Annotated in this window: 27 protein-coding genes; 25 read left to right on the top strand and 2 right to left on the bottom strand. The window is 37.5% G+C overall.

Annotated features, from left to right (window positions below; all coding sequences use genetic code 11):
* The first annotated feature begins 4 nt into the window (after window positions 1-4).
* Genes rsgA through RYK16_RS02405 form a run of 3 tightly spaced genes read left to right on the top strand, consistent with a single transcriptional unit; the run spans window position 5 to window position 2111 of the window.
* Window positions 5-868, top strand: coding sequence for a ribosome small subunit-dependent GTPase A (gene rsgA, locus RYK16_RS02415; RefSeq protein WP_294206982.1), 864 nt, complete (start codon window positions 5-7; stop codon window positions 866-868).
* Window positions 865-1518 (top strand): ribulose-phosphate 3-epimerase, encoded by a 654-nt coding sequence (gene rpe / locus RYK16_RS02410; RefSeq protein WP_314110456.1) that lies wholly within the window; start codon window positions 865-867, stop codon window positions 1516-1518. Before rsgA ends, rpe begins: the two co-directional genes overlap by 4 nt.
* Complete coding sequence (locus RYK16_RS02405) at window positions 1503-2111, top strand: thiamine diphosphokinase (RefSeq protein ID WP_294206987.1); 609 nt, start codon at window positions 1503-1505, stop codon at window positions 2109-2111. Before rpe ends, RYK16_RS02405 begins: the two co-directional genes overlap by 16 nt.
* A gap of 41 nt (window positions 2112-2152) precedes the next feature.
* On the opposite strand, the gene rpmB is transcribed toward RYK16_RS02405, so the two are convergent.
* Complete coding sequence (rpmB, locus tag RYK16_RS02400) at window positions 2153-2356, bottom strand: 50S ribosomal protein L28 (protein WP_040627416.1); 204 nt, start codon at window positions 2354-2356, stop codon at window positions 2153-2155.
* Between the two features lie 226 nt (window positions 2357-2582).
* On the opposite strand from rpmB, the gene RYK16_RS02395 reads away from it, so the two are divergent.
* The 11 genes from RYK16_RS02395 to RYK16_RS02345 all read left to right on the top strand — a co-directional run bounded on the left by RYK16_RS02395 (window position 2583) and on the right by RYK16_RS02345 (window position 12523).
* Window positions 2583-3845 carry a cell division protein FtsA gene (locus RYK16_RS02395; protein ID WP_294206989.1) on the top strand — a complete coding sequence of 421 codons (1263 nt, stop codon included), beginning with the start codon at window positions 2583-2585 and terminating at the stop codon, window positions 3843-3845.
* Between the two features lie 18 nt (window positions 3846-3863).
* A complete protein-coding gene (gene ftsZ / locus RYK16_RS02390; RefSeq protein WP_298664345.1) occupies window positions 3864-4946 on the top strand; it encodes a cell division protein FtsZ in 1083 nt (360 codons plus the stop codon).
* Window positions 4947-5002: 56 nt separating this feature from the next.
* Window positions 5003-5455: an NUDIX domain-containing protein gene (locus RYK16_RS02385; protein ID WP_314850521.1), complete on the top strand. Its 453-nt coding sequence runs from the start codon at window positions 5003-5005 to the stop codon at window positions 5453-5455.
* 116 nt (window positions 5456-5571) lie between these two features.
* Window positions 5572-5793, top strand: a complete 222-nt coding sequence (locus RYK16_RS02380) for a hypothetical protein (protein WP_298664347.1) — start codon at window positions 5572-5574, stop codon at window positions 5791-5793.
* Between the two features lie 157 nt (window positions 5794-5950).
* Window positions 5951-7216: a hemolysin family protein gene (locus tag RYK16_RS02375; RefSeq protein WP_314850519.1), complete on the top strand. Its 1266-nt coding sequence runs from the start codon at window positions 5951-5953 to the stop codon at window positions 7214-7216.
* 30 nt (window positions 7217-7246) lie between these two features.
* Entirely contained in the window at window positions 7247-7978 is a 732-nt protein-coding gene (locus RYK16_RS02370; RefSeq protein WP_314850517.1) for an RsmE family RNA methyltransferase, read from the top strand.
* Between the two features lie 15 nt (window positions 7979-7993).
* Window positions 7994-9463: a UDP-N-acetylmuramoyl-L-alanyl-D-glutamate--2,6-diaminopimelate ligase gene (locus RYK16_RS02365; RefSeq protein WP_314850515.1), complete on the top strand. Its 1470-nt coding sequence runs from the start codon at window positions 7994-7996 to the stop codon at window positions 9461-9463.
* Window positions 9450-10091 (top strand): deoxyribose-phosphate aldolase, encoded by a 642-nt coding sequence (gene deoC, locus RYK16_RS02360; protein WP_314850514.1) that lies wholly within the window; start codon window positions 9450-9452, stop codon window positions 10089-10091. The genes RYK16_RS02365 and deoC overlap by 14 nt, the downstream gene beginning before the upstream one ends.
* Before the next feature lie 526 nt (window positions 10092-10617).
* Window positions 10618-11115: a kinase gene (locus tag RYK16_RS02355; protein WP_294021269.1), complete on the top strand. Its 498-nt coding sequence runs from the start codon at window positions 10618-10620 to the stop codon at window positions 11113-11115.
* Window positions 11116-11334: 219 nt separating this feature from the next.
* Window positions 11335-11517, top strand: a complete 183-nt coding sequence (rpsU, locus tag RYK16_RS02350) for a 30S ribosomal protein S21 (protein ID WP_006525429.1) — start codon at window positions 11335-11337, stop codon at window positions 11515-11517.
* 130 nt (window positions 11518-11647) lie between these two features.
* On the top strand, window positions 11648-12523 hold the full coding sequence (locus RYK16_RS02345) for an MBL fold metallo-hydrolase (RefSeq protein ID WP_314850512.1): 876 nt from the start codon (window positions 11648-11650) through the stop codon (window positions 12521-12523).
* Window positions 12524-12547: 24 nt separating this feature from the next.
* On the opposite strand, the gene RYK16_RS02340 is transcribed toward RYK16_RS02345, so the two are convergent.
* The gene (locus RYK16_RS02340; protein WP_314850511.1) at window positions 12548-13165 is read right to left on the bottom strand and encodes a hypothetical protein; all 618 of its coding nucleotides are present in this window, start codon (window positions 13163-13165) and stop codon (window positions 12548-12550) included.
* A gap of 145 nt (window positions 13166-13310) precedes the next feature.
* On the opposite strand from RYK16_RS02340, the gene RYK16_RS02335 reads away from it, so the two are divergent.
* The 11 genes from RYK16_RS02335 (at window position 13311) to RYK16_RS02285 (ending at window position 24172) form a co-directional block, all read left to right on the top strand.
* Window positions 13311-14273 carry a PhoH family protein gene (locus RYK16_RS02335; protein WP_314850613.1) on the top strand — a complete coding sequence of 321 codons (963 nt, stop codon included), beginning with the start codon at window positions 13311-13313 and terminating at the stop codon, window positions 14271-14273.
* 1 nt (window position 14274) lies between these two features.
* Window positions 14275-14733: an rRNA maturation RNase YbeY gene (gene ybeY, locus RYK16_RS02330; RefSeq protein ID WP_314850510.1), complete on the top strand. Its 459-nt coding sequence runs from the start codon at window positions 14275-14277 to the stop codon at window positions 14731-14733.
* The gene (locus RYK16_RS02325; protein ID WP_314850508.1) at window positions 14723-15058 is read left to right on the top strand and encodes a diacylglycerol kinase family protein; all 336 of its coding nucleotides are present in this window, start codon (window positions 14723-14725) and stop codon (window positions 15056-15058) included. Before ybeY ends, RYK16_RS02325 begins: the two co-directional genes overlap by 11 nt.
* A gap of 11 nt (window positions 15059-15069) precedes the next feature.
* Window positions 15070-15471 (top strand): cytidine deaminase, encoded by a 402-nt coding sequence (gene cdd / locus RYK16_RS02320; RefSeq protein ID WP_314850507.1) that lies wholly within the window; start codon window positions 15070-15072, stop codon window positions 15469-15471.
* On the top strand, window positions 15468-16361 hold the full coding sequence (gene era, locus RYK16_RS02315) for a GTPase Era (RefSeq protein ID WP_314850506.1): 894 nt from the start codon (window positions 15468-15470) through the stop codon (window positions 16359-16361). Before cdd ends, era begins: the two co-directional genes overlap by 4 nt.
* On the top strand, window positions 16354-17106 hold the full coding sequence (gene recO / locus RYK16_RS02310; protein WP_314850505.1) for a DNA repair protein RecO: 753 nt from the start codon (window positions 16354-16356) through the stop codon (window positions 17104-17106). Before era ends, recO begins: the two co-directional genes overlap by 8 nt.
* A 150-nt stretch (window positions 17107-17256) precedes the next feature.
* Complete coding sequence (locus RYK16_RS02305) at window positions 17257-18816, top strand: DUF438 domain-containing protein (protein ID WP_314850504.1); 1560 nt, start codon at window positions 17257-17259, stop codon at window positions 18814-18816.
* 164 nt (window positions 18817-18980) lie between these two features.
* On the top strand, window positions 18981-20360 hold the full coding sequence (locus tag RYK16_RS02300; RefSeq protein ID WP_314850503.1) for a glycine--tRNA ligase: 1380 nt from the start codon (window positions 18981-18983) through the stop codon (window positions 20358-20360).
* A 12-nt stretch (window positions 20361-20372) separates the two neighbouring features.
* Window positions 20373-22133: a DNA primase gene (gene dnaG / locus RYK16_RS02295; RefSeq protein WP_314850502.1), complete on the top strand. Its 1761-nt coding sequence runs from the start codon at window positions 20373-20375 to the stop codon at window positions 22131-22133.
* Window positions 22134-22296: 163 nt separating this feature from the next.
* Entirely contained in the window at window positions 22297-23511 is a 1215-nt protein-coding gene (gene rpoD / locus RYK16_RS02290) for an RNA polymerase sigma factor RpoD (protein ID WP_399554520.1), read from the top strand.
* Window position 23512: 1 nt separating this feature from the next.
* Window positions 23513-24172 (top strand): class I SAM-dependent methyltransferase, encoded by a 660-nt coding sequence (locus RYK16_RS02285; protein WP_314850498.1) that lies wholly within the window; start codon window positions 23513-23515, stop codon window positions 24170-24172.
* Window positions 24173-24193: the final 21 nt, after the last annotated feature.

The following is a 24193-nucleotide window of genomic DNA, read 5'->3' as shown; positions in this document are numbered from 1 at the left end:
GCTTATGATTGCACGAATTACAAAAATCGTATCAAAGAATTATCGTATCTTAACTTCTGATAAGAAGTATTTTGATGCGATTGTAATGGGTAAAGTGCGTCGTCAAGATGCGCCTGTAGCTGGAGATTTGGTGGAGTGTGAAGAAATTGATGGTCGCTTTGTCATTCAGAAAATCATGCCTCGTACAAATCGCTTAATACGTCCAGCGGTAGCGAATGTCGACCAAGCACTCATTGTAATGAGCGTAAAAGATCCTGATTTTTCAACTGCGTTAATTGACCGTTTAAGTATGCTTATCATGCATGCAGGGGTTGAACCAGTTTTGATTATAACAAAATGTGATTTAGGCTTTAGCCAAGAAGTGGAAGAACAGATTCAAGCCTATGAAAAAGGTGCGATGAAGGTCATCCGTACCGCAAAAGGTAGTTTAGATCCATCGATTGCTGGTATTTTAACAGATAAGATTTCTGTATTAACTGGTCAAAGTGGTGCTGGTAAGAGTACGTTATTAAACCAGTTAGAGCCATCATTCCATCTTGCGACTCAAGAGATTTCAAAGGCACTTGGAAGAGGTAAACATACCACAAGACATAATGAATTACATGAGGTTGCAGGGGGACTTGTGGCAGATACACCTGGCTTTAGTTCTTTGGACTTTTCGCATATTCAAGCACATGAACTAGCTGAATATGTACCAGACTTCGTGCCATATTTACATGATTGCCGCTTCAATGACTGTGTTCATCAAAATGAACCAGGATGTAAAATTAAAGAAGCGGTAGAAGCAGGTAAAATATCTAGAGAACGCTATGAGAACTATCTTGGCGTTTTACAGATCATTCAAGAGAGAAGGGAGAAATACTTATGATTGTTGCTCCATCCGTATTATCTTTAGATTACAGTCATATGACTGAACAATGCGAATTACTAAATTCCTCCAAGGCAGAGTGGATGCACTTTGATGTCATGGATGGACACTTTGTAAAGAACTTAACATTTGGACCAGACATCCTAAAAGGTTTTGTAAAACTATCACCTTTATTTAAAGATGTTCATTTGATGGTAACTGACCCTAAGATGTTCGCCGATGTATTTATGAATGCTGGTGCAGACCAGATTACCTTCCACGTTGAAACAATTTACGATAAAGAAGAAATCAAAGCACTTGCGAAGCATATCCACGAACAAGGAAAAAAAGCAGGACTAACATTAAAGCCACAGACTCCAATTGAAGTATTAAAGCCATTCTTGCATGATTTTGACTTGTTCTTAATTATGAGTGTAGAACCAGGTTTTGGTGGTCAGAAGTTTATGCCAGAGGCACTAGAACGTATTCGTACACTTCGTACATGGTTAAATGAAGAGGGCCTTGATACACATATTGAAGTGGATGGTGGTATCAACGAAGAAACAGGTGCATTATGTGCTTCAGCAGGGGCAGATGTGCTTGTGGCAGGGTCTTATGTATTTAAGAATGATATCCACGAAGTATGTGAAAAGTTATGGAAACTTCAGTAGCTATTATATTAAAACGTTGTGAATCGATTCCGACTGCTGAAAACTACATTGGTGTAGATAAAGGTGCATTAACGCTTGCAAGAAATGGCAAAAGGATGTTACTGGCAATTGGCGATTTTGATTCTGTTGAAGAAAGTGATTTAGCGTATATCAAGGAATATAGTGATACGTTACTTCAACTAAATCCAATTAAGGATGATACAGATAGTGAAGCTGCAGTCATGTATGCCATCGAGAAGGGATATCAAAAAATCCACCTCTATGGTGGACTAGGTGGAAGATTAGACCATGCGATGATTAATTTGCGTCTGGTATCACGTTTTCCTGAAACAGTATATCTCCATGATCAAAATAACTTTATCTATTCACTAGCTGAAGGTGTCCATTCCATTGATAAGCGTGATTATACATATATCTCATTCTTTACTGAGGATAAGGCAACCATTAGCTTAGAAGGATTTAAATATCCTTTAGATAAACAACAACTTACAAACAAAGATACCTATACAACTTCTAATGAAATTCTAGAAGATAGAGGTATTGTTACTGTGCATGCAGGTAAGGTAACAGTGATACAATCAAAAGATGCATAAAAAAATTCCCTTCGGGGAATTCTTTTTCATATAACCGGCGATTACTCAGCAGCTTTAGCCTTAGCTCCTGCCTTTAATGTCTTTAATGCGCGAGCTGAGATCTTAACTGTCTGTGGCTTGCCATCAACGATCATGTGAACCTTTTGTAAGTTCACATTCCACTTACGACGAGTAGCACGTAGGGAGTGGGAACGTCTGTTTCCTGACATTGCTTTCTTACCGGATACAGCACATACTCTGGACATACCATAACCTCCTTTACTTATAATTTGCTTACAAAAGATATCATAGATTACTTGTAAATGCAACCAAAAAGTAGCATATGGAATCTGTTTTTCAAAGAATCATGTAGAAGATGCAGAAATGAATTATGTAAATTCTATGAAAATAGGCTTTTTATAGGTAGTAATCGACTACATTTTGAAATGTAAATGTGATAAAATACGAATATAACTGAAAGGAGACTTCACGGTGACAGATAAACAGATTTATGCGGCAATTGAGGCCGCTGACCATGAGGTTCGATTAGTAATTGGTGAGTTTTTCAACACCAGATTTAATATTATAAAGGTTGAAAGAGTACCATGTAGCGGACTCTCTTATAATGGCATTACAGACCAACAGGCTTTAATTGGTTCCATTAAGCAGGCAGCAGCGTCTGCTAAGAAGATGGTAGGTGCTAGTGTACAGCAAGTAATTCTTGCGATCCCTGCATTCAATCTAAAGCGTATCTCTTTGAAATCAACGGTTGATATTGAAGGTATCGATGGAACAGTAACAATTCAAGACGTACGCAATGCAATTAAGAAAGCTGAAGAAGTAAATATCGGTAATGATAGTGCTTTGATTCAGACAGTATGCGTGAAGTATACAGTGAATGGTATGACTACACGTCGTATTCCTCTTGGGGAAAAGTGCTCTCAATTAATTGTGGATATTGACTTATTGTGTGCCGACCGTAAGTTTGCGTATGACTTAGTAACTTGCGTAGAGAACGCTGGTCTTAAGGTAATGGATATCTTTGCGGATATCTATGCTGTTGGTAAAGAAGCTGCTTTATTTGAACAGTCCGTTGATCGTCAAGTAATTGTCTTAAAGGTAGAACGTGATGCGACAACATTAGGTCTTCTTTATAAGGGAAGATTTGCGGCATCTACAATTTTACCAATGGGACTTGGTAATATCGCAAACGCAGCTGTTGAAAAATATGGCATTAATATGAAGAATGCAATTGAGTTAATCAAGTATAGTGCAAGACTTGATCAGACGGTTTGTTCTTCAAATATCATCCACATTTGGAATGATAATGGTGAAAATAGAACTATCAGTGAACAGGAGTTAGTTGACTGCATTAGACCTAATATTGAAACATGGCTGAATGCAATTACAGAAACTTGCGAAGGAATCTTGCAAGCAGGTGAAACAACTGTTATTATTACTGGTGAAGGTGGCGAAACTGAAGGTTTAGAAAACCTTTTAAGCAAGCGCCTAAATGTAGAAGTTAGAGATTATATTCCGGAAACATTAGGGGGAAGAAACGCAGCATTAACCGCATGTCTCGGATTGTTCTATGCCTACCAAGATAGATTACCTATTATCGGTCAGACTGAAAACAGCTTAGATCTTGATGCTTTTATCAAAAACGTATCCTACCGTGATAGAAAGGTAGAGACTACGAAAGAAGATACCTTGACAAATAAACTCAAGGGATTGTTTCTCGATGGAAAGAAATAAATTGGAGAGGTAAACGTTATGGCAGAATTAACTTACAACCAGGTAGCAAAAATCAAGGTATTTGGTGTCGGCGGAGCAGGTAGCAACGCTGTAAACCGCATGGTACAGGAAGGCGTGCAGGGTGTTGAATTCTATATCGCTAATACTGATCTTCAGGCAATGGATATTTCTCCAGTTGCAAATAAGATTCAGTTAGGTAAAGAAGGTCTTGGCGCTGGTGGTAACCCAGACAATGGACGCAAGGCAGCTGTAGAAAGCGAAGATGCAATCCGTAAATCTATGGAAGGTGCCGACATGGTATTCCTTACAGCAGGTATGGGTGGCGGAACTGGTACAGGTGCAGCCCCATTATTCGCAAAGATTGCTAAGGAACTTGGATGCTTAACAGTAGGTATCGTTACTAAGCCATTCAATTTCGAAGGTAAGAGAAGAGAAAGAAATGCTGAACAGGGTCTTGAACAACTCAAGGAGTATGTAGACTCATTAATCATCATTTCTAATAATAAAGTGTTAGAAGTAATCGGACATATTCCATTCCAGGATGCGTTCAAGGAAGCAGATAATATCTTACGTCAAGGCGTACAGACAATTACTGACTTGATTGCTGTTCCAGCAATGATTAACTTGGACTTCGCAGATATTAAGAGTGTTATGGAAGGTCAGGGTTCCGCATTGTTCGGTATCGGTATGGCTGATGGCGATGACAAGGCTAGAGAAGCTGCAGCACGCGCTATTCAATCTCCATTACTTGAAGCACAGATTGCTGGTGCGAAGAGTGCTATCATCAACGTTACTGGTGGTACAAGCATGTCCGCATTTGATGCATCTGAAGCTGTTGACTTCATCCGTGAAGCAGCTGGTAATGATATCGATATTATCTTCGGTGTAGCTATTAACGACAAGATTGGCGATGCAATTATCGTTTCTGTTATCGCTACAGGTTTCGAATTGTCTGAACCTAAGAAGGAAGAAGAAAAGAAGGCTGCTCCTTCTACAAAGTCAGCAAGTGGTGTTTCATTACAGAATGATGACTCTGCTGTATTTGGTTCTTCAAGTTCTGACGCAAGCGACAGTATTCCTGGTTTCTTTAGAAGAGGTTAATTTAAGAGGGCGTTTATGTCCTCTTTTTTCATATCTACAATAAGGGGAGGTAACCTATGCAGTACAATCATCATGTATCCGTAAGTGGTTTAGTAGTGAATGAGAATGACGAGGTATTACTTGTCAAAAATGCTTTCCGTGGATGGGAATGTCCAACTGGATTTGTGGCAGAACATGAATCTCTACAAAATGCACTGGAGCGTATCATTCTAGATGAAACAGGTGCGACTGTTATGATTCTTGATCTAGTTGGAATTAACAAGGACCTAACATTTAATAATGTAAACGTAGACTTTATCTGCAAGTATGAAAGCGGAGAATTAATCGCAAATGGTAGTAGCCAAGAGGTAAAGTGGGTTAACAAGATGGATGCTAAGCTCATGGTTAAGGATGCGCTCGTACATGAAATGCTTCAAAACATGCTTTACTATCGTGGTAAAGTTGGATGTTGGAACTTCAAAAAGAATCCATTTGAAATGATTGAAAAAGATGTTTATCCAAAGTTTTAAAAATTGATGAAATATTAGATTTTACAGTCGTATACTCGCTATACGACTTTTCATATACTTTTCAAAAAGCTACGAATTCATATTCGATATAATGATATTGAAAGGTGGGTTTCGATATGGCATCAGGTGTAAAAGTTAATAAAAATGAATCAGCGATGGCATCTTTACAGAAACGATTACCGCATTGGATCCATCATACACGCGTTGATGAAAGTAATGTAAACGGAATGGTTTATTTACCGAAGTGTGACTGTTCGGAATGTGGATATACTGTTAGTTTTGAAAAGCCTGTTTGTCCTCATTGTCATGTGAAGATGAATGTCTTTAAAAAGAAGTAATCCTGGATGGAAATCCATGCTTTATTGCATGATTTTTCACTATTGTGGTATAATTCCAACATTAGTAAGAAAGGTGAGTGTTTATTTTGGAGGGTTCATCAGTTCCGCCGGAAGGCAATATATGTATTAATATGACAAATGAAAGCGAGATCCGCATATGAATCAAGCAGGACAGTATATTCTAGCGATTATTGTGCTTGTTTTCTTTTCGGGTCTTTTTTCGGCTATAGAAACAGCATATTCTGTAGCGAGCAAGATTCGCTTAAAGAATTTGTATAGTGATGGTGATGAAAGAGCAGGCGAGGTACTAAAGATTCTTGAGAACTTTGATCGCTTTTTAGTCACAGCGTTAATTGGTAATAATGTTGTTAATATTATTACAGCGACTGTAGGCACGTTGTTATTTACAATATGGGTTGGTACAAATGGTCCAACTGTATCAACGGCAGTCATTACAATCTTAGTATTGGTCTTTGGTGAGATTACACCGAAGTCTCTCGCCAAGCAATTTCCTGAAAAGATTGCAATGTATACAGTTGGATTTGTAAAGTTTGTACAAGTATTATTAACACCAATTACATGGTTGATGTTAGGTTGGCAATGGATTGTAAGTAAGGTGATTCATATCGAAGAAGATGACTCCGATATCGCAGATGAATTGATTACGATGGTCGATGAGGCAGAAAAGGATGGAGACCTCGAAGAACATGAGTCTGACTTAATTTCTGCAGCGATTGAGTTTAATGATCTTGAAGTTATGGATGTATTTACACCGCGTGTTGATATTATTGCGGTAGATATAAATGATTCAATTGAAAAGATTGAAGAAGTATATCGTATGAATTCTTATTCACGTTTACCCGTGTATGAGTCATCAATTGATCATATCATCGGTGTGATTCATGAAAAGGATTTCTATGAATTGATTTATCGCAATCAAACATCTTTGCGTAAGATTGTAAAACCTGTTGTTTATACAAGTCCAAACACAAAGATTTCTCAATTATTAAAGAAGCTACAAACAAATAAGACACATATGGCAGTTGTCCTAGATGAGTTTGGTGGTACAGACGGTATTATTACTGTTGAAGATATTATCGAAGAACTTGTTGGTGAAATTTGGGATGAACACGATATTGTTGAAGAATTTTATACAAAAATCAATGATACAACATACCTCATTAAAGGTGATGCAGAAGTGGATGATATGTTCGATCGTTTCGATATCGAAGACGATGATGAAGATGAAGGATATATCTCTGTCTCTGGTTGGGTGATTTATCGTCTTGGTCACATCCCTGAGGTTGGAGAATCATTTGACTACAAGAATCTGCATGTTACAGTTACAGAAGCAGACCAAAGAACTGTGTTACAGGTTAAGGTAACGATTCAAGAGACAGAAACAGATAAAGAAGACGAGTAATTCGTTTTCTTTTCGATTATGGAGGGGGCTATGCAACAATACTTCAGTGATACACCACTTGTGGTAGGTCAAGAATATATCTTTAATAAAGACCAAGCACATCATGCTAAGAATGTTGTTCGTTTACATCATGAAAAGATTCGTTTGGTTTATGATGGGATTGGGTATTTTGCGGATGCCTACAGCAAAGGAAAAGACTTTGTGGCGATGGTCTTAGAGAAGGATAATCGTATCAATGAAATCGGTGTTGAAGTGACTCTTGCGATGGGACTGATCCGCAAGGAAAAGTTTGAACTTGTATTACAGAAGGCTTGTGAACTTGGTGTAACACGTATTGTGCCATTTGAGTCCATGCGTTGTGTCGTACGTGCGAAAAAAGAAAAAGAAGATAAACAACAAGCACGTCGAATCGATATCCTACAAGAAGCTGCAGAGCAGTGTAAACGTAATCGTATACCTGAAATTACACCAATTGTGCAACTAAAAGATCTTGCGAAGTATCGTTCTGATATTAACGTTCTTCCATACGAAAATGCCTACTCTAATTCGAAATTTATGACAGAAGTATTATCACCAGGACAATCCATTACATTTGTAATTGGACCAGAAGGTGGTTTTGCGCCTGAAGAAGTAGAGTTTTTAAAGCAGAATGGATATGAAACGATCACACTTGGAAGACGTATTCTAAGAGCAGAAACAGCAGCGATGTATGCATGTGCTGTCATTAGTGAATTCAATGAAGCACATGATAATACTTTGTAATAAAGGGTAAGACAAATGAAATTAACAGATTTTTTTGAAAATGTCCCAGATATTGAAATTAAGAGTTTGATGGATGATAGTCGTAAGAAGCGACCAGACTCTATCTTTTTCTGTGTCAAGGGACTTGTGAGTGATGGACATGAACATATTGATGAAGCGATTGAAAATGGTGCTGTTGTTATCGTACATAGTGAAGTATTAGAAAAGTATCATTCTGATGTAACATACATCAAGGTAAAAGATGTTGTGCATGTCTTTAACCAAGTCGCAGATAGTTTCTATGACTATCCTAGCCATCACATGACGATGTATGGTGTAACTGGTACAAATGGTAAGTCATCTGTTGCGTGGATTATTCGTAATATCTTAAATCAAATTGAACCAACAGCGTATGTAGGTACAATATCAATTGAATATAACAACGTAAAACTACCACCACTTGTCGCATCACCAAATATTGATGAAGTTCATGGTATTTTAAGAGACATGCTTGATGCAGGTATTAAAAACTGTGCATATGAAGCTTCATCTATCGCAATTGACCAAGGAAGATTGGATGCGATAGACTTCGATGTTGCAATCTTTACAAACTTAACCCATGATCACTTAGATTATCATGGTACGATGACAAACTACTTTAATGCGAAAAAGAAGTTTTTTGATCAACTAAAAGAAGACGCGATAGCGATTGTAAATGTGGATGATCCTAGTGGTATGAAGATTGTACAAGATACACAAGCGAAGGTATTTACCTATGGCATTGATCATGAAGCTGATTATCGTGTAACGGATTATCATTTGCTTAAGGATTGTACACGCTTTACCCTACGTGTAAATGAGCAGGATTATCGTCTAGAGACAAATCTGATTGCACGATTCAATATCTATAACCTTGTGGCTGCGATTGCGGCTGTACACCAGAAGGGTATCGCTATGGAGGATATCGCAAATTACATTCAACACTTAAACCAAGTAGAAGGTAGAATGGAGCGTATCCAAGATGGCCAGCCATTTAGTTTAATTGTTGATTTTGCACATACTGCGGATGGTATTGAAAAAGTATGCCAATACGCATCTTCTATCACACCTAAGGATTGTCGTATCATTGCGATAACTGGTAGTGCAGGCAAGCGTGATACTGCCAAGCGACCTATATTTGGTGAGATATTAGACCGCTATTGTGATATGATAATTCTAACGGAAGATGACTCACGTGGTGAAAATGTACGTGAAATCGCAGAAGATATTGCGAAAGGAATACATCATAAAAATTATGTGATAATCGAAGATCGCTATGATGCGATTCGACAGTCAGTAGAACTATGTTCTGAAGGAGATACCATTTTGGTATTAGGAAAAGGCAATGAAAAGTTTATTGTGCGTGAATTCGGACGTGAACCATATGAAGGTGATGATGTCATCTGCCATGAAGTATTGAAGAAATATTATTTTGGTGATGAAGGAGGATTAGATGAAACCGAGTAAGTATATCGACCATACAATTTTAAAATCTAACGCAACAAGCGACCAGATTATTAAGTTATGTGAAGAAGCGGTCGCAAATGATTTTGCGTCAGTTTGCATTAACCCATGTTGGATTCCAACAGCCAAAGCAGCATTAGCAGGTTCTGATGTAAAACTTTGTGTTGTAGTAGGTTTCCCATTAGGTGCAATGACTACAGAGGCAAAGGTCTTTGAGACAAAGGACGCAATTGCAAAGGGTGCCCAAGAGGTAGATATGGTAATCAACATTGGTAAGCTAAAAGATCATGATGATATCTATGTAACCAACGAAATTCGTCAGATTAAGAATGCTTGTGGTAATGTAACACTTAAGGTTATTATCGAAACATGTCTTTTATCCGACGAAGAAAAGGTACGTGCATGTAAGAATGCGGAAGCAGCTGGTGCTGACTTCGTTAAGACATCTACTGGTTTTTCAACAGGTGGTGCAACAGTTGAAGATGTAAAACTTATGAAGGAAACTGTTGGTGATCGTCTCAAGGTAAAAGCTTCTGGTGGTGTTCGTACAAAGGAAGACTTTCAGGCAATGGTAGAAGCTGGTGCAGAGCGTATCGGAGCCTCCGCTGGTGTTGAATTAATTAAAGAATAATTTCTATTCACGAAGTTAATAAACATAAAGGCAGAGACCTTCCCCAGAAGGAACTCGCAATCAAAGCTGGATTGACCGATGCTGCCATACAAAATTATGAACTTGGAAATAGATTTCCAACAAAAGAACAAATGCAAAAATAGCGTAGGCATTAGACTGTGATATTTCTACCCTTACAGACCATGAACCGAACTCAATCCACGACTTTATTCATATTATTTTTGACTATGAAAAAGAAATGCAGCTCAGACTACTGATAGACGAATCTACCAACGTCTTGCTGTCACACGATATAAACTTCAACGATTTTCTTGTAGAATGGGATGAGATGAGAAAAAACATTATAATAGTGTAATCACAGACGAAGAATTTGAGGATTGGTAGCTATCCTATCCGAAGAAATCAAGATTCTTGAGGAAAAGTTGACTGAAAAAAATAGCACCTAGCATCGAATGATTGTAGAGTTATGCAGTAAAATACTTTTCTATAACAAAAAATTTAAAAATGCAATTTATGGAGCTATGCAATGGTAAAACTTATTATACTGAGAGGAAATTCGGGTAGCGGAAAAACGACAATTGCGAAAGAACTGCAACGCAAATTTGGCGAGAACACTATGCTTATTTCACAAGATGTAATTAGAAGAGAAATGCTTGGAGTGAAGGATGGACCAAATACACTCGCACTACCACTTATAAAAGAGCTTTTGTTTTATGGTACTAGCCATAGTGATATTATTATTTTAGAAGGCATTATGTATGCAGATTGGTATAAACCTCTGTTTGAATATGCTATTCAATTATCTGATACCAAAGTATATGCATACTATTTTAATATACCTTTTGAAGAAACATTAAAACGCCACCTAACAAAACCTAATTGCAATGACTTTGGAGAGGAAACAATGCGTAGATGGTGGCGAGAAAAAGATTTTTCTGATGTATTAAATGAAGTTTGTATTACAGCTGAAAGAGATATTGAAAATATTGTTAGCGATATTTATAGTGCTGTTATGAATAATTAAGTCAGAACTTACCAAAAATTACAAATCCACACAACATCTTCGCTTCCCAAGACAAAAAAACCGCAGCACTCATGATTGCGAATATATCTGCTTTTTGATAGAAAATTATATATCGTAATTACGCAAAAAACCTGTGCAATAATCGTATAAATATCTTGCAATGGTGTTAGGGATTTGGTATGATACTAATGCTTTATTAAAGAGAAAGGGGGGTTAGGAATGTCTAGAGTCGTCCTCAAGGAAAATGAGAATTTGGATGATGCGCTACGCCGTTTCAAGCGTCAGGTATCCCGCAATGGAACCCTCGCCGAAGCTCGTAAGAGAGAGTACTACGTTAAGCCTGGTGTTAAGAGAAAGCTTAAGATCGAAGCAGCTCGTAAAGCGAGAAGAAGAGGAAAATAAGAAGTGCGTAAGCATTTCTTTTTTTTATATTTTTTGAGCCATCTTGTTTTGAGTTTGTTATAATTAACTTGCAACAAGTTTCTAACTATAAAATATAATTAGAGTTTATTTAGAAAAAAGGTGAATAAGCATGTCTAAGAATGACTCAAAGTTTCAGGTGAAGTTTATGTCTTTTATGTTTAAAGGCAAGGAAATCTTCAAACCTTTAAACACTGGTTTTATCGATGAAAGAGTCAGTTGTATTCGGGAATATGTAGCAAACATCTACTTTTATACCAAGGATGGACATACGATTATGATCGATGCAGGGTATAACTATGATCGACTTGCAGAAAAGATGCAGTGGCTTAAGATTAACCCAAAAGAGATAAAAGAGATTCTTGTTACACACCAAGATACAGACCATGTAGGAGCAATTGAAAAAGGCAGTGACGAACTTTTTAGTGATGCGACAATCTACATTGGAAAAGTAGAAAATGAATACCTAGAAGGTCATAAGCATCGCAAAGTATTTTGGGGCTTAACGACATTACCGCAGGTTATCATTGATAATCAGAAAGTACTGATTGAAGACGGAGAGGTTTTCTACATTGGGAATATCAAAGTAGAAGCGATTCTTGTGCCTGGCCATACATGGGGACATCTTGTGTATCTGATTGATGATTCGTATCTTTTTACAGGAGATACAATTTGGTTTGGAGCAGATGGAGGATATGCATTCTTGAATACACTTGCGGAAGATCGTAAGCTACAATGCCAATCATTACAAAGACTCAAAGAGATACTTGCAAAACGTAATCTACAATTAAAGATTATTACAGGTCATACAGGATGGACGAATGATTTTGCCTTTGCATTTGCACATATTGATGAGATTTGTAATTCACTGAAACGAAAGCCAAAAGTACATGATCCAAAAGCTCCATTTGATGGTTTTGATGAAAGTGAAGATACAGAAGAAAACGCAAGAAATTGTTATCTTGCGCAATGTTATAAGGCTATATAAAACAAAACTCCGGATATCTGGAGTTTATTTATCTAATAATTCATTTAACAGTTTCTTATATTCTTCAATCTGTTCTTCTGTAATCTGAACGGTATGTGCATCATAGTCAAAACTTAACATGAAGTCTACAACCTTACCGTCACGAATCACACCTACATAAGGAACATAGATTTTGTTAGTACCATCACCAGACACATCGCCAAGTAACTCTTGGAGCTTTACGTATGTTGGATTATTTTCATTACGTAGGTCACTTTCTTTTGTGTTTTCAGGACGTACGTTTACGTACTTAATCTTCAGATTTTTTTGAATCGCGATATCGTTTAAGATAGGCATTAAATCTTGGCACCAAGGACAATCACGGAAACCTAAGAATACGATATGACTTTCTTTATTTTCGAAGTAGGAGACAACATCTTCCATTGTGATTTTTTCAAATGGAGTATTTTGTGCAGCTAGTAAATCTTCGTAGAGTTTTGCTTCATCTTCGCTGGATTCACATTCCGCAAATGCGGCACATCCACCAGAATTTTCATTTGTGCTTGAGGTACTTGTATTTGAAGTGTTAGAGGAATTTGCTGTTTGTTTTGTACATCCAGCCAATAACATTAAACTTAACAGAAAAGCTAGTCTTTTTCTCATTTGGATAACTCCTTTTTGTATTACAGTAGTTTAGCACAAATTCAATCTATGCGTAAAACATTTCTAAATATGAATATACCTGTTAAAATATTGTTACTAAGGAGATATTAATTTGGAAAATATAAAATCAATTCACTTAGATGGAATGAAAGAACAGATTGCAATGAATATTATAGGCAATCATGATAGAAACCTGATTGTTTTAAGTTCGCAATTTGAAACAGATATTTCTTATCGAGATAATACATTCTTTGTTAGAAACTGTAGTGATGAAGAACTAGAGCTTATCAAGCGTATTTTAGCAGCGCTCATGACGCTTGCAGAGCAGAATAAAGTCATCAGTGAACAAGATGTCATCTATGCTAGTCGCTTACTAGCGAAGGAACAGACGATTGACTTTACGCAGATGAGTTCAGAGATTATTGGAAGAACGATGAGTGGGAAAGCGATTGTTCCAAAGACATTAGGACAATATGCTTTTGCCAAAGCGATGGATAGTGCAGCAGTAGTATTTGCGATTGGACCTGCTGGTACTGGTAAAACATTCTTAGCAGTCACAAAGGCTGTCAGTGCACTCAAAAAGGGTGATGTAAAGCGTATCGTTCTAACACGTCCTGCAGTAGAAGCTGGTGAAAGCCTAGGCTTTTTACCAGGTGATTTAAAGGAGAAGGTAGATCCATATCTAACACCTCTCTATGATGCACTACATAATATGCTTGGTAACGAACAAACAGAAAAGTTAATCGAGAAGGGTACAATTGAGATTGCTCCACTTGCGTACATGCGTGGACGTACACTTGATGATGCATATGTCATCTTGGATGAAGCGCAGAATACAACAGCATCACAGATGAAGATGTTTCTAACAAGACTTGGTTTTGGATCTCATATGATTATTACAGGTGACGTTACACAGATTGACTTAAATCATAATCAGACTAGTGGTTTGATTGAGGCAACTCGTATTTTAGAAGGTTTAAGTGAAATTAAAATTATGGAATTAAGTGCGGATGATGTTGTACGTCATCCTATCGTACAGAAGATTATTGAACGCTACAGCAAAGAAGATGAACAAAGACGTGAGTTGTCTTTGAAGAAGCGAGGATAATATGGAAATTACATTTATCAATAAAACAAACCAAGATATACATGCATATGAGGAATTCTTCCAGACGATTGCAAAGCGTACAGAGAAGGAACTCAAACTAGCAAAGGATTTAGAAATTAGTGTTACGTTTGTTCGTTCCCGTACCATTCATATCATTAACCGTGATTATCGCGGGATAGATCGACCAACGGATGTCATTAGTTTTGCGATTCGTGATGGTTTAGAAGACTTCATCCCAGATGAAGAAAAAGACCTTGGTGATCTTTTCATCAACATTGATTATGCTAGAAAACAAGCAAGAGAGTATGGTCACTCTGAAAAGCGTGAAATGGGATTCTTATTCACGCATGGACTGCTGCATTGTTTGGGATATGACCATATGAATTCAACTGATGAAAAAAAGATGTTTGCCCTACAGGATAGGATCTTAGATCCGATTATTCGTCGCGATGATAAATAAGTTTATTGTAGCGTTTCAGGGGTTTGTATCTTCACTTCAAGATAAGAGTGTACAGATCCAGTATGTTCTTGCGATACTGGCTTGTATTGCGGCATGGATCCTTGGTTGTAATTATTATGAATGGTTAGCAATCCTACTTTGTATAGGACTTGTAATAGTAGCGGAAATCTTAAATACATGTATTGAAAAACTATGTGATTTATATACGACAGAAAGAAATGAAAAAATTAAGTTTATCAAAGACTTAGGCGCGGGTGGTGTATTATTTGCGTCAATGATTGCACTAAGTGTTGGTTTCTTGATTTTCATTCATCATCTGTTTTAAGGGAGGTCATCATGACACGTGAAGAATTAATTGAAGAAGCTTTTAAAGCAATGGAAAATAGTTATGCCCCATATTCCAATTTCCATGTTGGAGCAGCAGTTCTAACGAAAGATGGAAAAGTATTCTGGGGTGCAAATATTGAGAATGCTTCTTTTGGAGCAACCAACTGTGGTGAGCGTTCCGCAATCTTTGCGGCATATTCCAATGGATACCGTAAGGATACGATTAAAGCACTTGCAATCGTAAGTGATGGTGACCGTATTGCGGCACCATGTGGAATTTGCCGTCAGGTTTTAAGTGAACTGATTACAGGGGATACACCAATCTATTTATCCAATCGCAAAGATGAGATGGATACATGCATGAATGAATTATTACCTTACCAATTTACAACAGAGGATGTATGTCGATGAGAAGCGGTTTTGTTGCGCTAGCGGGTAGACCAAACGCGGGTAAGAGTACTTTAATCAATTCTTTGATTGGAGAAAAGGTAGCCATCGTATCTAGCAAACCTCAGACAACGCGATCTGAGATTCGTGGAATTTATACAGATAAAGAGTGCCAGATTATTTTTACTGATACTCCTGGTATACATAAGCCTAAGTTTCGTCTTGAATCACGTATGAACAAGGAAGCTGCAGATGTTATCCAAGGTGTAGATTTAATCTATCTTGTAGTAGATGCGAGTGTTCCATACGCAAAGGGTGATGAGTTTGTTTTAAACATGGTTAAAAATACAGGATTACCAGTATTTTTGGTCTTAAATAAGATGGACAAGATGAAGCCTGAGAAGATTGTGAAAGTGATTCAACAGTGGCAAGAACGCTATGACTTTGCGGAATACTTCCCATTATCTGCGAAATTTGGACGTTCCTTTGAAGATCTTATCAAGACGACTAGAAAGTATCTTTCAGAAGGAGATTTACTGTATCCAGCAGAAATGACAAGCGATGGTGCTGAAAACTTCCGTATTGCTGAATTGATTCGTGAAAAGATTCTGACGCAAACGGAAGATGAAGTTCCTCATGCGGCAGCAGTACTGATTGAAAATAAAGAATTCAAAAAGGATAAGGTATATATCCAAGCAATGATACTTGTAGAACGTGATAGCCAAAAGGGTATCATGATTGGCAAGCAAGGACAGATGTTAAAAAAGATTGGTTCTTTAGCACGTGAAGATATCGAAAAGTTACTCGGCAAAAAGGTCTTCTTAGAGTTATTTGTTCGTGTAGAAAATGAATGGCGCTCACGAGATGCCCGTATTACAGAATACGGCTATGGTGGAGCAAGTCGCGATGAATGATCGTGTTAATGGGTTTGTATTAAAGCAAAACGACTATCGTGAAGCAGATGTGATACTTAGTGTACTAACGAAAGAGTATGGCAAGCTATCCTTTGTAGCACAGGGTGTACGTAAAATGACTAGCAAAAATGCTGGTTCGATTATGCCTTATACAAAAACAGAAATCTTATTCGATTATAACGAAACTAAGACTATCTTCCGTTTAAAGAATGCACGTTGTAAGGAGTACTATCGCTCCATGCATGAGGATATTACAGCCTCTAGTGCAGCTGCGGTTGCGGCTGAGCTCATTGACGTATTAACACTACAAGCAAGTAGCGATATGACAAATAGTGATGAGTATGCATTTTTGGAGATTGTTTTTTCAAAGTTAGACCAGGGATATGATCCAACTCTTGTACTATCATTACTATTTGTAGATATGCTAGATGTTGCAGGGTTACTTCCAGATGTAGATGCATGCGTCACTTGTGGAAATACCCATGTTGTTACGGTAAGTCCGAAGGATGGAGGTTTCTTGTGTCAAGAACACGCAGAAGAACATCACATTCCTTTTATGAAGACAGAAGACTTACGACGTTTCCGTTTATTATGTAAAGCGGGCCTAAACAAAATCGATATTGTTAACCAGTATATCGAAGGAGATATGAAGGATTTACAGTATCTCGTAGATATTCTGTATCTTCATGCGGATATACAATTAAAATCAATGAATTTTTATATGCATCTTCATACGATTGTATAGTCAAAAGATGATAGATAAATCATTGGTTCTATGTAACATATAAAAGAGATTTGGCTAAATCTCTTTTTCTTTCTGGGCTTATGCATCGTATGAGATAGTGTTTCAGCACTTTTTTAAAGTTGTGACGTATACTAAAAAAGTGAGGTGAAAATGATGGAAAAGAAAACGATAGATTTATCAAAGAGTGTATTCGATATTGCAAGTGCGTATCCTGAAGTGAAAGATATTATGTCACAGTTGGGCTTTACTGAAATTGTGAAGCCATCCATGTTAAATACAATGGGTAAGATGATGACGATTCCAAAAGGTGCAAGAGTGAAAGAAATTCCGCTTTCTACAATTATTGATGCTTTTACAATCAGTGGCTTTGAAGTAATTAATACTCCTGAACAGTTACAAAAACAACAGGAAGAAAAGATGAAGGCTTTATCTGCAGATTTAGGAAAGAGCAGTGACTTGAATGCTAGCGATCGTGAAACATTACTAAAATCCTATGTCCAGCGTTTAAGTAATGGTGAGGATATTGAATCAGTCAGAAAAGATTTTGCGGCTAATTTCTCGGATGTTTCAGCGGTAGAAATTGCACGTGCTGAACAAACCCTTCTTTCAGAAGGTACAAAACTCAGTGATGTACAACGCTTATGTGATGTCCATTCTGCATTATTCCATGGGGCTACACGTAGTGAAAGAATTGCGAATGCAGAGAAGGAAGTTGAGCGTTCAGCAGAAGAGGAGCGTGTTTTAGATACAATTGCCAGCTTTGATGAACAAACAGCAGATGCTACAACTGTATTACTGCGTACAGCAGGGCATCCTTTGCATATTCTAGAATTAGAAAATGCACAAATTGAAAAGCGTGTTAGAGCACTAGAGGAGAAACTCAAGGAAGATGTAAAGCCTGAGGATGTTCTAGCAGATGTAAGTGAACTACGTGCTATTGAATCTCATTACAAGAAAAAAGAAGAAACAATATTCCCACTTCTAAAGGATAAATACAATTTCCCTGGCCCAAGTGATGTTATGTGGGGCGTAGAAGATGAAATCAAACAAGAATTAAAGAAGTTTGTAGTTGAAGATTCTAAAGATATGGATTCATTACGACGTGTTGTTAAGCGTATGAATGAAATGATTTTTAAAGAAAAGAATATTTTATTCCCACTAGTAACGAATTATTTTACTGAAGATGAATGGATTGCAATCGCAAGAGATTTCCCAATGTATGGGTATTGCTATTTAGCTTTAGAAGATATACCAGTATGGGATAAGGTAAAAGAAATTAAATATCCAACGATTATCCACGATGAAAATATTGAGATTTCAGGTGGACATATGAGTTTCAAACAGTTGAAGGCAATGCTGAATACACTACCTGTTGAAATTACACTTGTTGATGAAAATGACATAAATATTTATTTTAATGAAGGCGAGAAGGTGTTTACACGTCCACAAGTAGCCCTTGGAAGACCGGTGTATTCTTGCCATCCAAAGCGCGTTGAACCAATTGTACGTATGCTAATTAGTGACTTTAAGAAGGGTAAACGCGATAGTCTTACTATATTGTCTGAACGTTCAGGACATCCAGTTGTCATTAGTTACTTTGCTTTACGTGAAGATGGTAAATATCTTGGTACACTAGAAGCTGTACAGATTATCGATGGTCTAGTTGATGCTATTAAAAATGATAAAAAAGGACCGATCGATTTAAAATAAATTCAATATCAGTTTTGAAGTACAATTATTATTCCCCTAGAGAATACTACTAGGGGAATTTTATTTTTTTAGCAGTGATATGCCATATCGTAAGATTGTAAAAATAGGTTGAAAATGCTATACTTTACAGGATATTATGGGAATATTTTGGAGGCTCATTTTCAATGGATAGACAGAAGACATTTGACTTAATTGTTTCGCATGCAAAGAATACAGGATTTGTATTTCAAGGCTCAGAAATTTATGGTGGTTTAAGTAATACTTGGGACTTTGGTCCTTTAGGTGTTAACTTGAAGGATAACATCAAGCGTGCGTGGCAAAAGAAGTTTATACAAGAAGATCCAAACAACGAAGAGATTCAAGCAGCTATCTTAATGAATCCTAAGGTTTGGGAAGCATCAGGACACTTAAAGGGTTTCTCTGATCCTTTAATGGACTGCAAGCAGTGTCATACAAGACACCGTGCTGACCAGTTAATTGAATCCTTCTCCAATGGAACAGTAAATCCAGAGGGTTGGAGCAATGAACAGATGGAACAGTATATCAAGGATAATAACGTTCCATGTCCTGATTGTGGTGGACATAATTTTACATCCATTCGTCAGTTCAACTTGATGTTTAAGACATTCCAAGGAACATTGGAAGATTCTAAGAATACAATTTATCTAAGACCTGAAACAGCACAGGGTATGTTTGTGGATTTCAAGCATGTAGCTCGTGCATATCGTAAGAAGTTACCGTTTGGTATCTGCCAGATTGGTAAGTCTTTCCGTAATGAAATTACACCAGGTAACTTTATCTTCCGTACACGTGAATTTGAACAGATGGAAATGGAATTCTTCTGCAAGCCAGGTACTGATGATGAGTGGTTCCCATATTGGCGCAACTTCTGTATGGATTGGATCGTTAAGTTAGGTGGAAATCCAGAAAACTTACGTTTCAGAGACCATGAGAAGGAAGAATTATCATTCTACTCAAAGGGCACAACAGACATTGAATACAAGTTCCCATGGGGTTGGGGTGAAGTTTGGGGTATTGCAGATCGTACCGACTACGACTTAACACAACACCAAAATACATCTGGTAAGGATATGTCTTACTTAGATCCAATTACAAATGAGAAGTATCTTCCATATGTAGTGGAACCAGCAGTAGGTGTTGAACGTCTATTCTTCATGTTCTTTACAGATGCATATGATGAAGAAACACTTGAAAATGGTGAGACACGTGTAGTTATGCGCTTTAACCCAGTGCTAGCACCTGTGAAGGCTGCGATCTTACCACTCCGTAAGAAGTATGCTGAAAAGGCAGAGGAGATTCGTCATGAATTATCTTATGACTTTGCAGTAACATATGATGAAGCAGGTTCTATTGGTAAGCGTTACCGTCGTCAAGATGAAGTTGGTACACCATTCTGTATCACTATTGACGAACAGACAATGGAAGATGGAACAGTTACAATCCGTTACCGTGATTCCATGGAACAGGAACGTATGACTGTAGAAGAAGTACGTAATAAGATTTGTAAGGAAATTCGTTTCTAAGAAGGAGGGAATATGGCAAAGATTAGTGATCATGATATAAATGCCATTCGTGAAAAAGCGGATATTGTCGATGTCATCGGTCACTATATTCAGGTTCATCGCAAAGGAAATTCGTATGTAGCGATTTGTCCTTTCCATGATGACCATGATCCATCGATGTCTATTTCACCAGAAAAGAAAATCTATAAATGCTTTGTTTGCGGTAATGGTGGTAATGTGTATACATTCGTACAAAACTACGAGAATATCACATTCCCCGAAGCCGTTGGTAGAGTTGCGTCTTTGATTAACTATCCTTTACAGGTCGATGTTGATATTGAACAGAGAACTAGTAAGGATCCACACAAAGAAGCACTATACAATGTTATGAATGCGGCGATTCAGTATATGATGTATCAACTTGATACACCTGAAGCCGTAAATGAAAAGAAGTATCTTGAAAAGCGTGGGATGACTGCTGATTTGATTCGTGAGTTTCAGATTGGTTATAACCCAAATCAGACAGCGTTATATCACTTCCTGCATGCTAAGGGATTTAGTGATGCGGACATGAATCGTGCAAACTTAATACGTATCAATGAGTCTGGTATCTATGATACCTTTGCTGGTCGTATTACCTTTCCAATTCATGACCAATACGGTAATCCGATAGGATTTAGTGCACGTATTCTAGATCCAAATAATCCTTCCAAGTATATCAATACAAACGAAACAGATATCTTTACCAAGGGTGATATTGTATATAACTATCACCGTGCAAAGGCTGTTGCCCGTAAGGAAGGAAAGATTTACGTATGTGAAGGTGTTACAGATGTGATTGCCTTTGCTAAGGCGGGTATCTTCAATGCAGTATGTACACTTGGAACATCCTGTACAGAAAGACAGATTCATCTGTTAAAGAATATCGCGGCGAAGATTGTGTTCTGCTATGATGGCGACCGTGCTGGACAGGCTGCTACCTTACGTGCAGTTCATATGGCAAGAAAAGCAGGTTGTGATGTATCGGTAATTCGCAATCTGACTGGTAAAGATCCAGATGAACTGGTACGCCAACAGGGAGCTGAAGGTTTAAAGAGTGTTCTCAAAGATGAAGTTACTTGGATTGAGTTTGTGATTGAGTATCAAGTTTCCCAGACAAATCTAAATAACTACTCTGATAAAAAAGAATTGGTTCGTAAGGTACAAGCAGATATTGCAACATTACCTGACGAAGTAGATCGCCGCTACTTTACACAACAATTAGCGGAGATGACACATATGCCAGTTGACTATGTGCCACAAAAAATAAATCGACCAATTCATCAAACTGTACAGAAGAAACTATCGATTCCAGATGGTTCCCTAGATGCGGAAGATTTAATACTCATAATGATGTTAAAGTCAGCAACTCATGCACATACATTTGAAGTAGAGTTAGGCTATCTAAATGACAAGACACATAAGTTATTGGCGATGTTAATTATTGATAGTTTACATACATTCCATGATGCTGATCCAAGTCATTTGATTGACCGTACGGATAAACAAGAAGTAAAGGATTTACTAACAAGACTAGTATCCATGCCTGCATATGATATCGACTATGACGAAGCGGTTTTAAAAGGAGCCATTCGCAAGGTAAAAATTACAACATTGCAGAAGGAGAGAGATGCGTATTATGAACAACTCTCACAAGCTGGTCTTAATGATATGAGTCAAAAGGTACTGATGGAAAAGTACCAAAAGTGTATTCTAGAACTGCGGAGGTATCTCGATGAAGAAGGAAACAAGTAAAACTACGAAAGCTTCGAAGAAAGAAAAAGAGGAAGTTGTAGTAGAAAAAGCAACTTCTAAAAAGAAAAAGGGAGAAGTAGCAGAAGAAAAAACTCCTAAGAAAACGAAAGAAGCGAAAGAGAAAAAAACAAAAGTGAAAGACAACAAGAAAGATACAAAAGAAATTGAAACATATAAGCGTTCAGGTAAGGTAAAAGAATTAAAGAACCTTGATGAACTCAAAGATGATTATAAGGAAATTGCTAAGAAGAACGGTTCCATCGCACAGAAAGATGTCATGGCATCCTTAGAGCACTTAGATATGTCTGATGATGATATGGATGAACTCTGGGATTGGTTCAATACAGAGAATATCCAGATTGTTGAAGATGAAGATATCGAAGAACTCACAGCTACAGAAGACGATGATTTAGACTTACTAGATGATGACGTTGATGATGTAGAAGATGAGGATGTTAAAGACCCTGATCTTGATGACGATGATGAAGAAAAACCATTATCTAGTTTACTTGATTTAACATCATTCTCTACAGGTGGTAATGTACAGTTAAATGACCCTGTTAAGATGTACTTAAAGGAAATTGGACGTGTACCACTCTTAAAGCCAGAAGATGAGCCTGAAATTGCAAAGCGTATTGAAGAAGGAGATGAAGAAGCTAGAAACATCTTAATCTCCAGTAACTTACGTTTAGTTGTATCTATCGCTAAGAAATATGTTGGTAGAGGTATGTTATTCCTAGATTTAATCCAGGAAGGTAACATGGGTCTTGTAAAGGCAGTTGAGAAGTTCGACTATACTAAGGGATTCAAGTTCTCTACATACGCAACATGGTGGATACGTCAGGCTATTACACGTGCAATTGCTGACCAAGCAAGAACAATTCGTATTCCAGTACACATGGTAGAAACAATCAATAAGTTAACACGTGTTCAGCGTCAATTGGTGCAGGAATTAGGACGTGATCCTTCAGCAGAAGAAATCAGCCAACGTATGGAAGGTATCTCTCCTGAAAAGGTAAGAGAAATCCAAAAGATAGCTCTAGAACCTGTATCACTAGAAACACCAATTGGTGAAGAAGATGATTCTCACTTAGGTGACTTTATTGAAGATAAGGAAGCACTCAGTCCTGATCAATACGCAAGTAATCAGTTATTGAAGGATGAAATCAATAGCGTTCTTAGCGGTCTAACAGAACGTGAAGAAAAGGTATTACGCTTACGTTTTGGTTTATATGATGGACGTACACGTACACTGGAAGAAGTAGGACGTGAATTCAACGTTACACGTGAACGTATTCGTCAGATTGAAGCAAAAGCACTACGTAAATTGAAACATCCTTCACGCTCAAAGAGATTAAAGGATTTCTTTGATAAGTAAGATGAATTTACGTATCCAGAAAATTGCGGATATGATAAACAAAGGCGTGGTCTTGGCAGATATTGGTACAGACCATGCCTTTCTTCCTATCCTAGCAATCAAACATAAAAAAGTACAAAAAGCCTATGCTTGTGATATTGCAAAGGGACCATTAGAGATTGCGAAACGCAATATCCAAGCGGAAAACCTTGATACTCAAATTGAAACAATCCTATCCAATGGCTTCGAAAATGTACCACAAGACGTAGATGTTGTGGTAATTGCGGGTATGGGCTACTATACTGCAAAAGATATCCTAGAAGCTGCAGAGGAAAAACGTTTACGTACATGTAAACAACTGATTGTCGAAGTCAATCGTAAACCAGAGCTATTACGGAAATGGATTAGTGATCATCACTATACGATTGATCAAGAAGAGTTAATTACAGAGCGTGATTTTGATTATATCGCAATTAGTTTTACCACAGATTATCATGAATCATATCGAGATGATGAAATTCTCTGTGGAGTTTATCTCCAACAAAAAAAGGGGAAAGAATATCTTTCCTATTGTGATCGACAAATTGCCTTTATTGATGGGGTTTTAGCAAAATACCCACATGACGATGACTATCGCAAAGAATTAGTACAACATAAGAAATATTGGTTAGAGGCAAAATAAAAACGCGGTTCTTAGAGCCAC

The organism is uncultured Solobacterium sp. (genome assembly GCF_963550625.1).
GTDB lineage: Bacteria > Bacillota_I > Bacilli_A > Erysipelotrichales > Erysipelotrichaceae > Bulleidia.
This window is presented reverse-complemented; position numbering and strand designations above follow the sequence as displayed.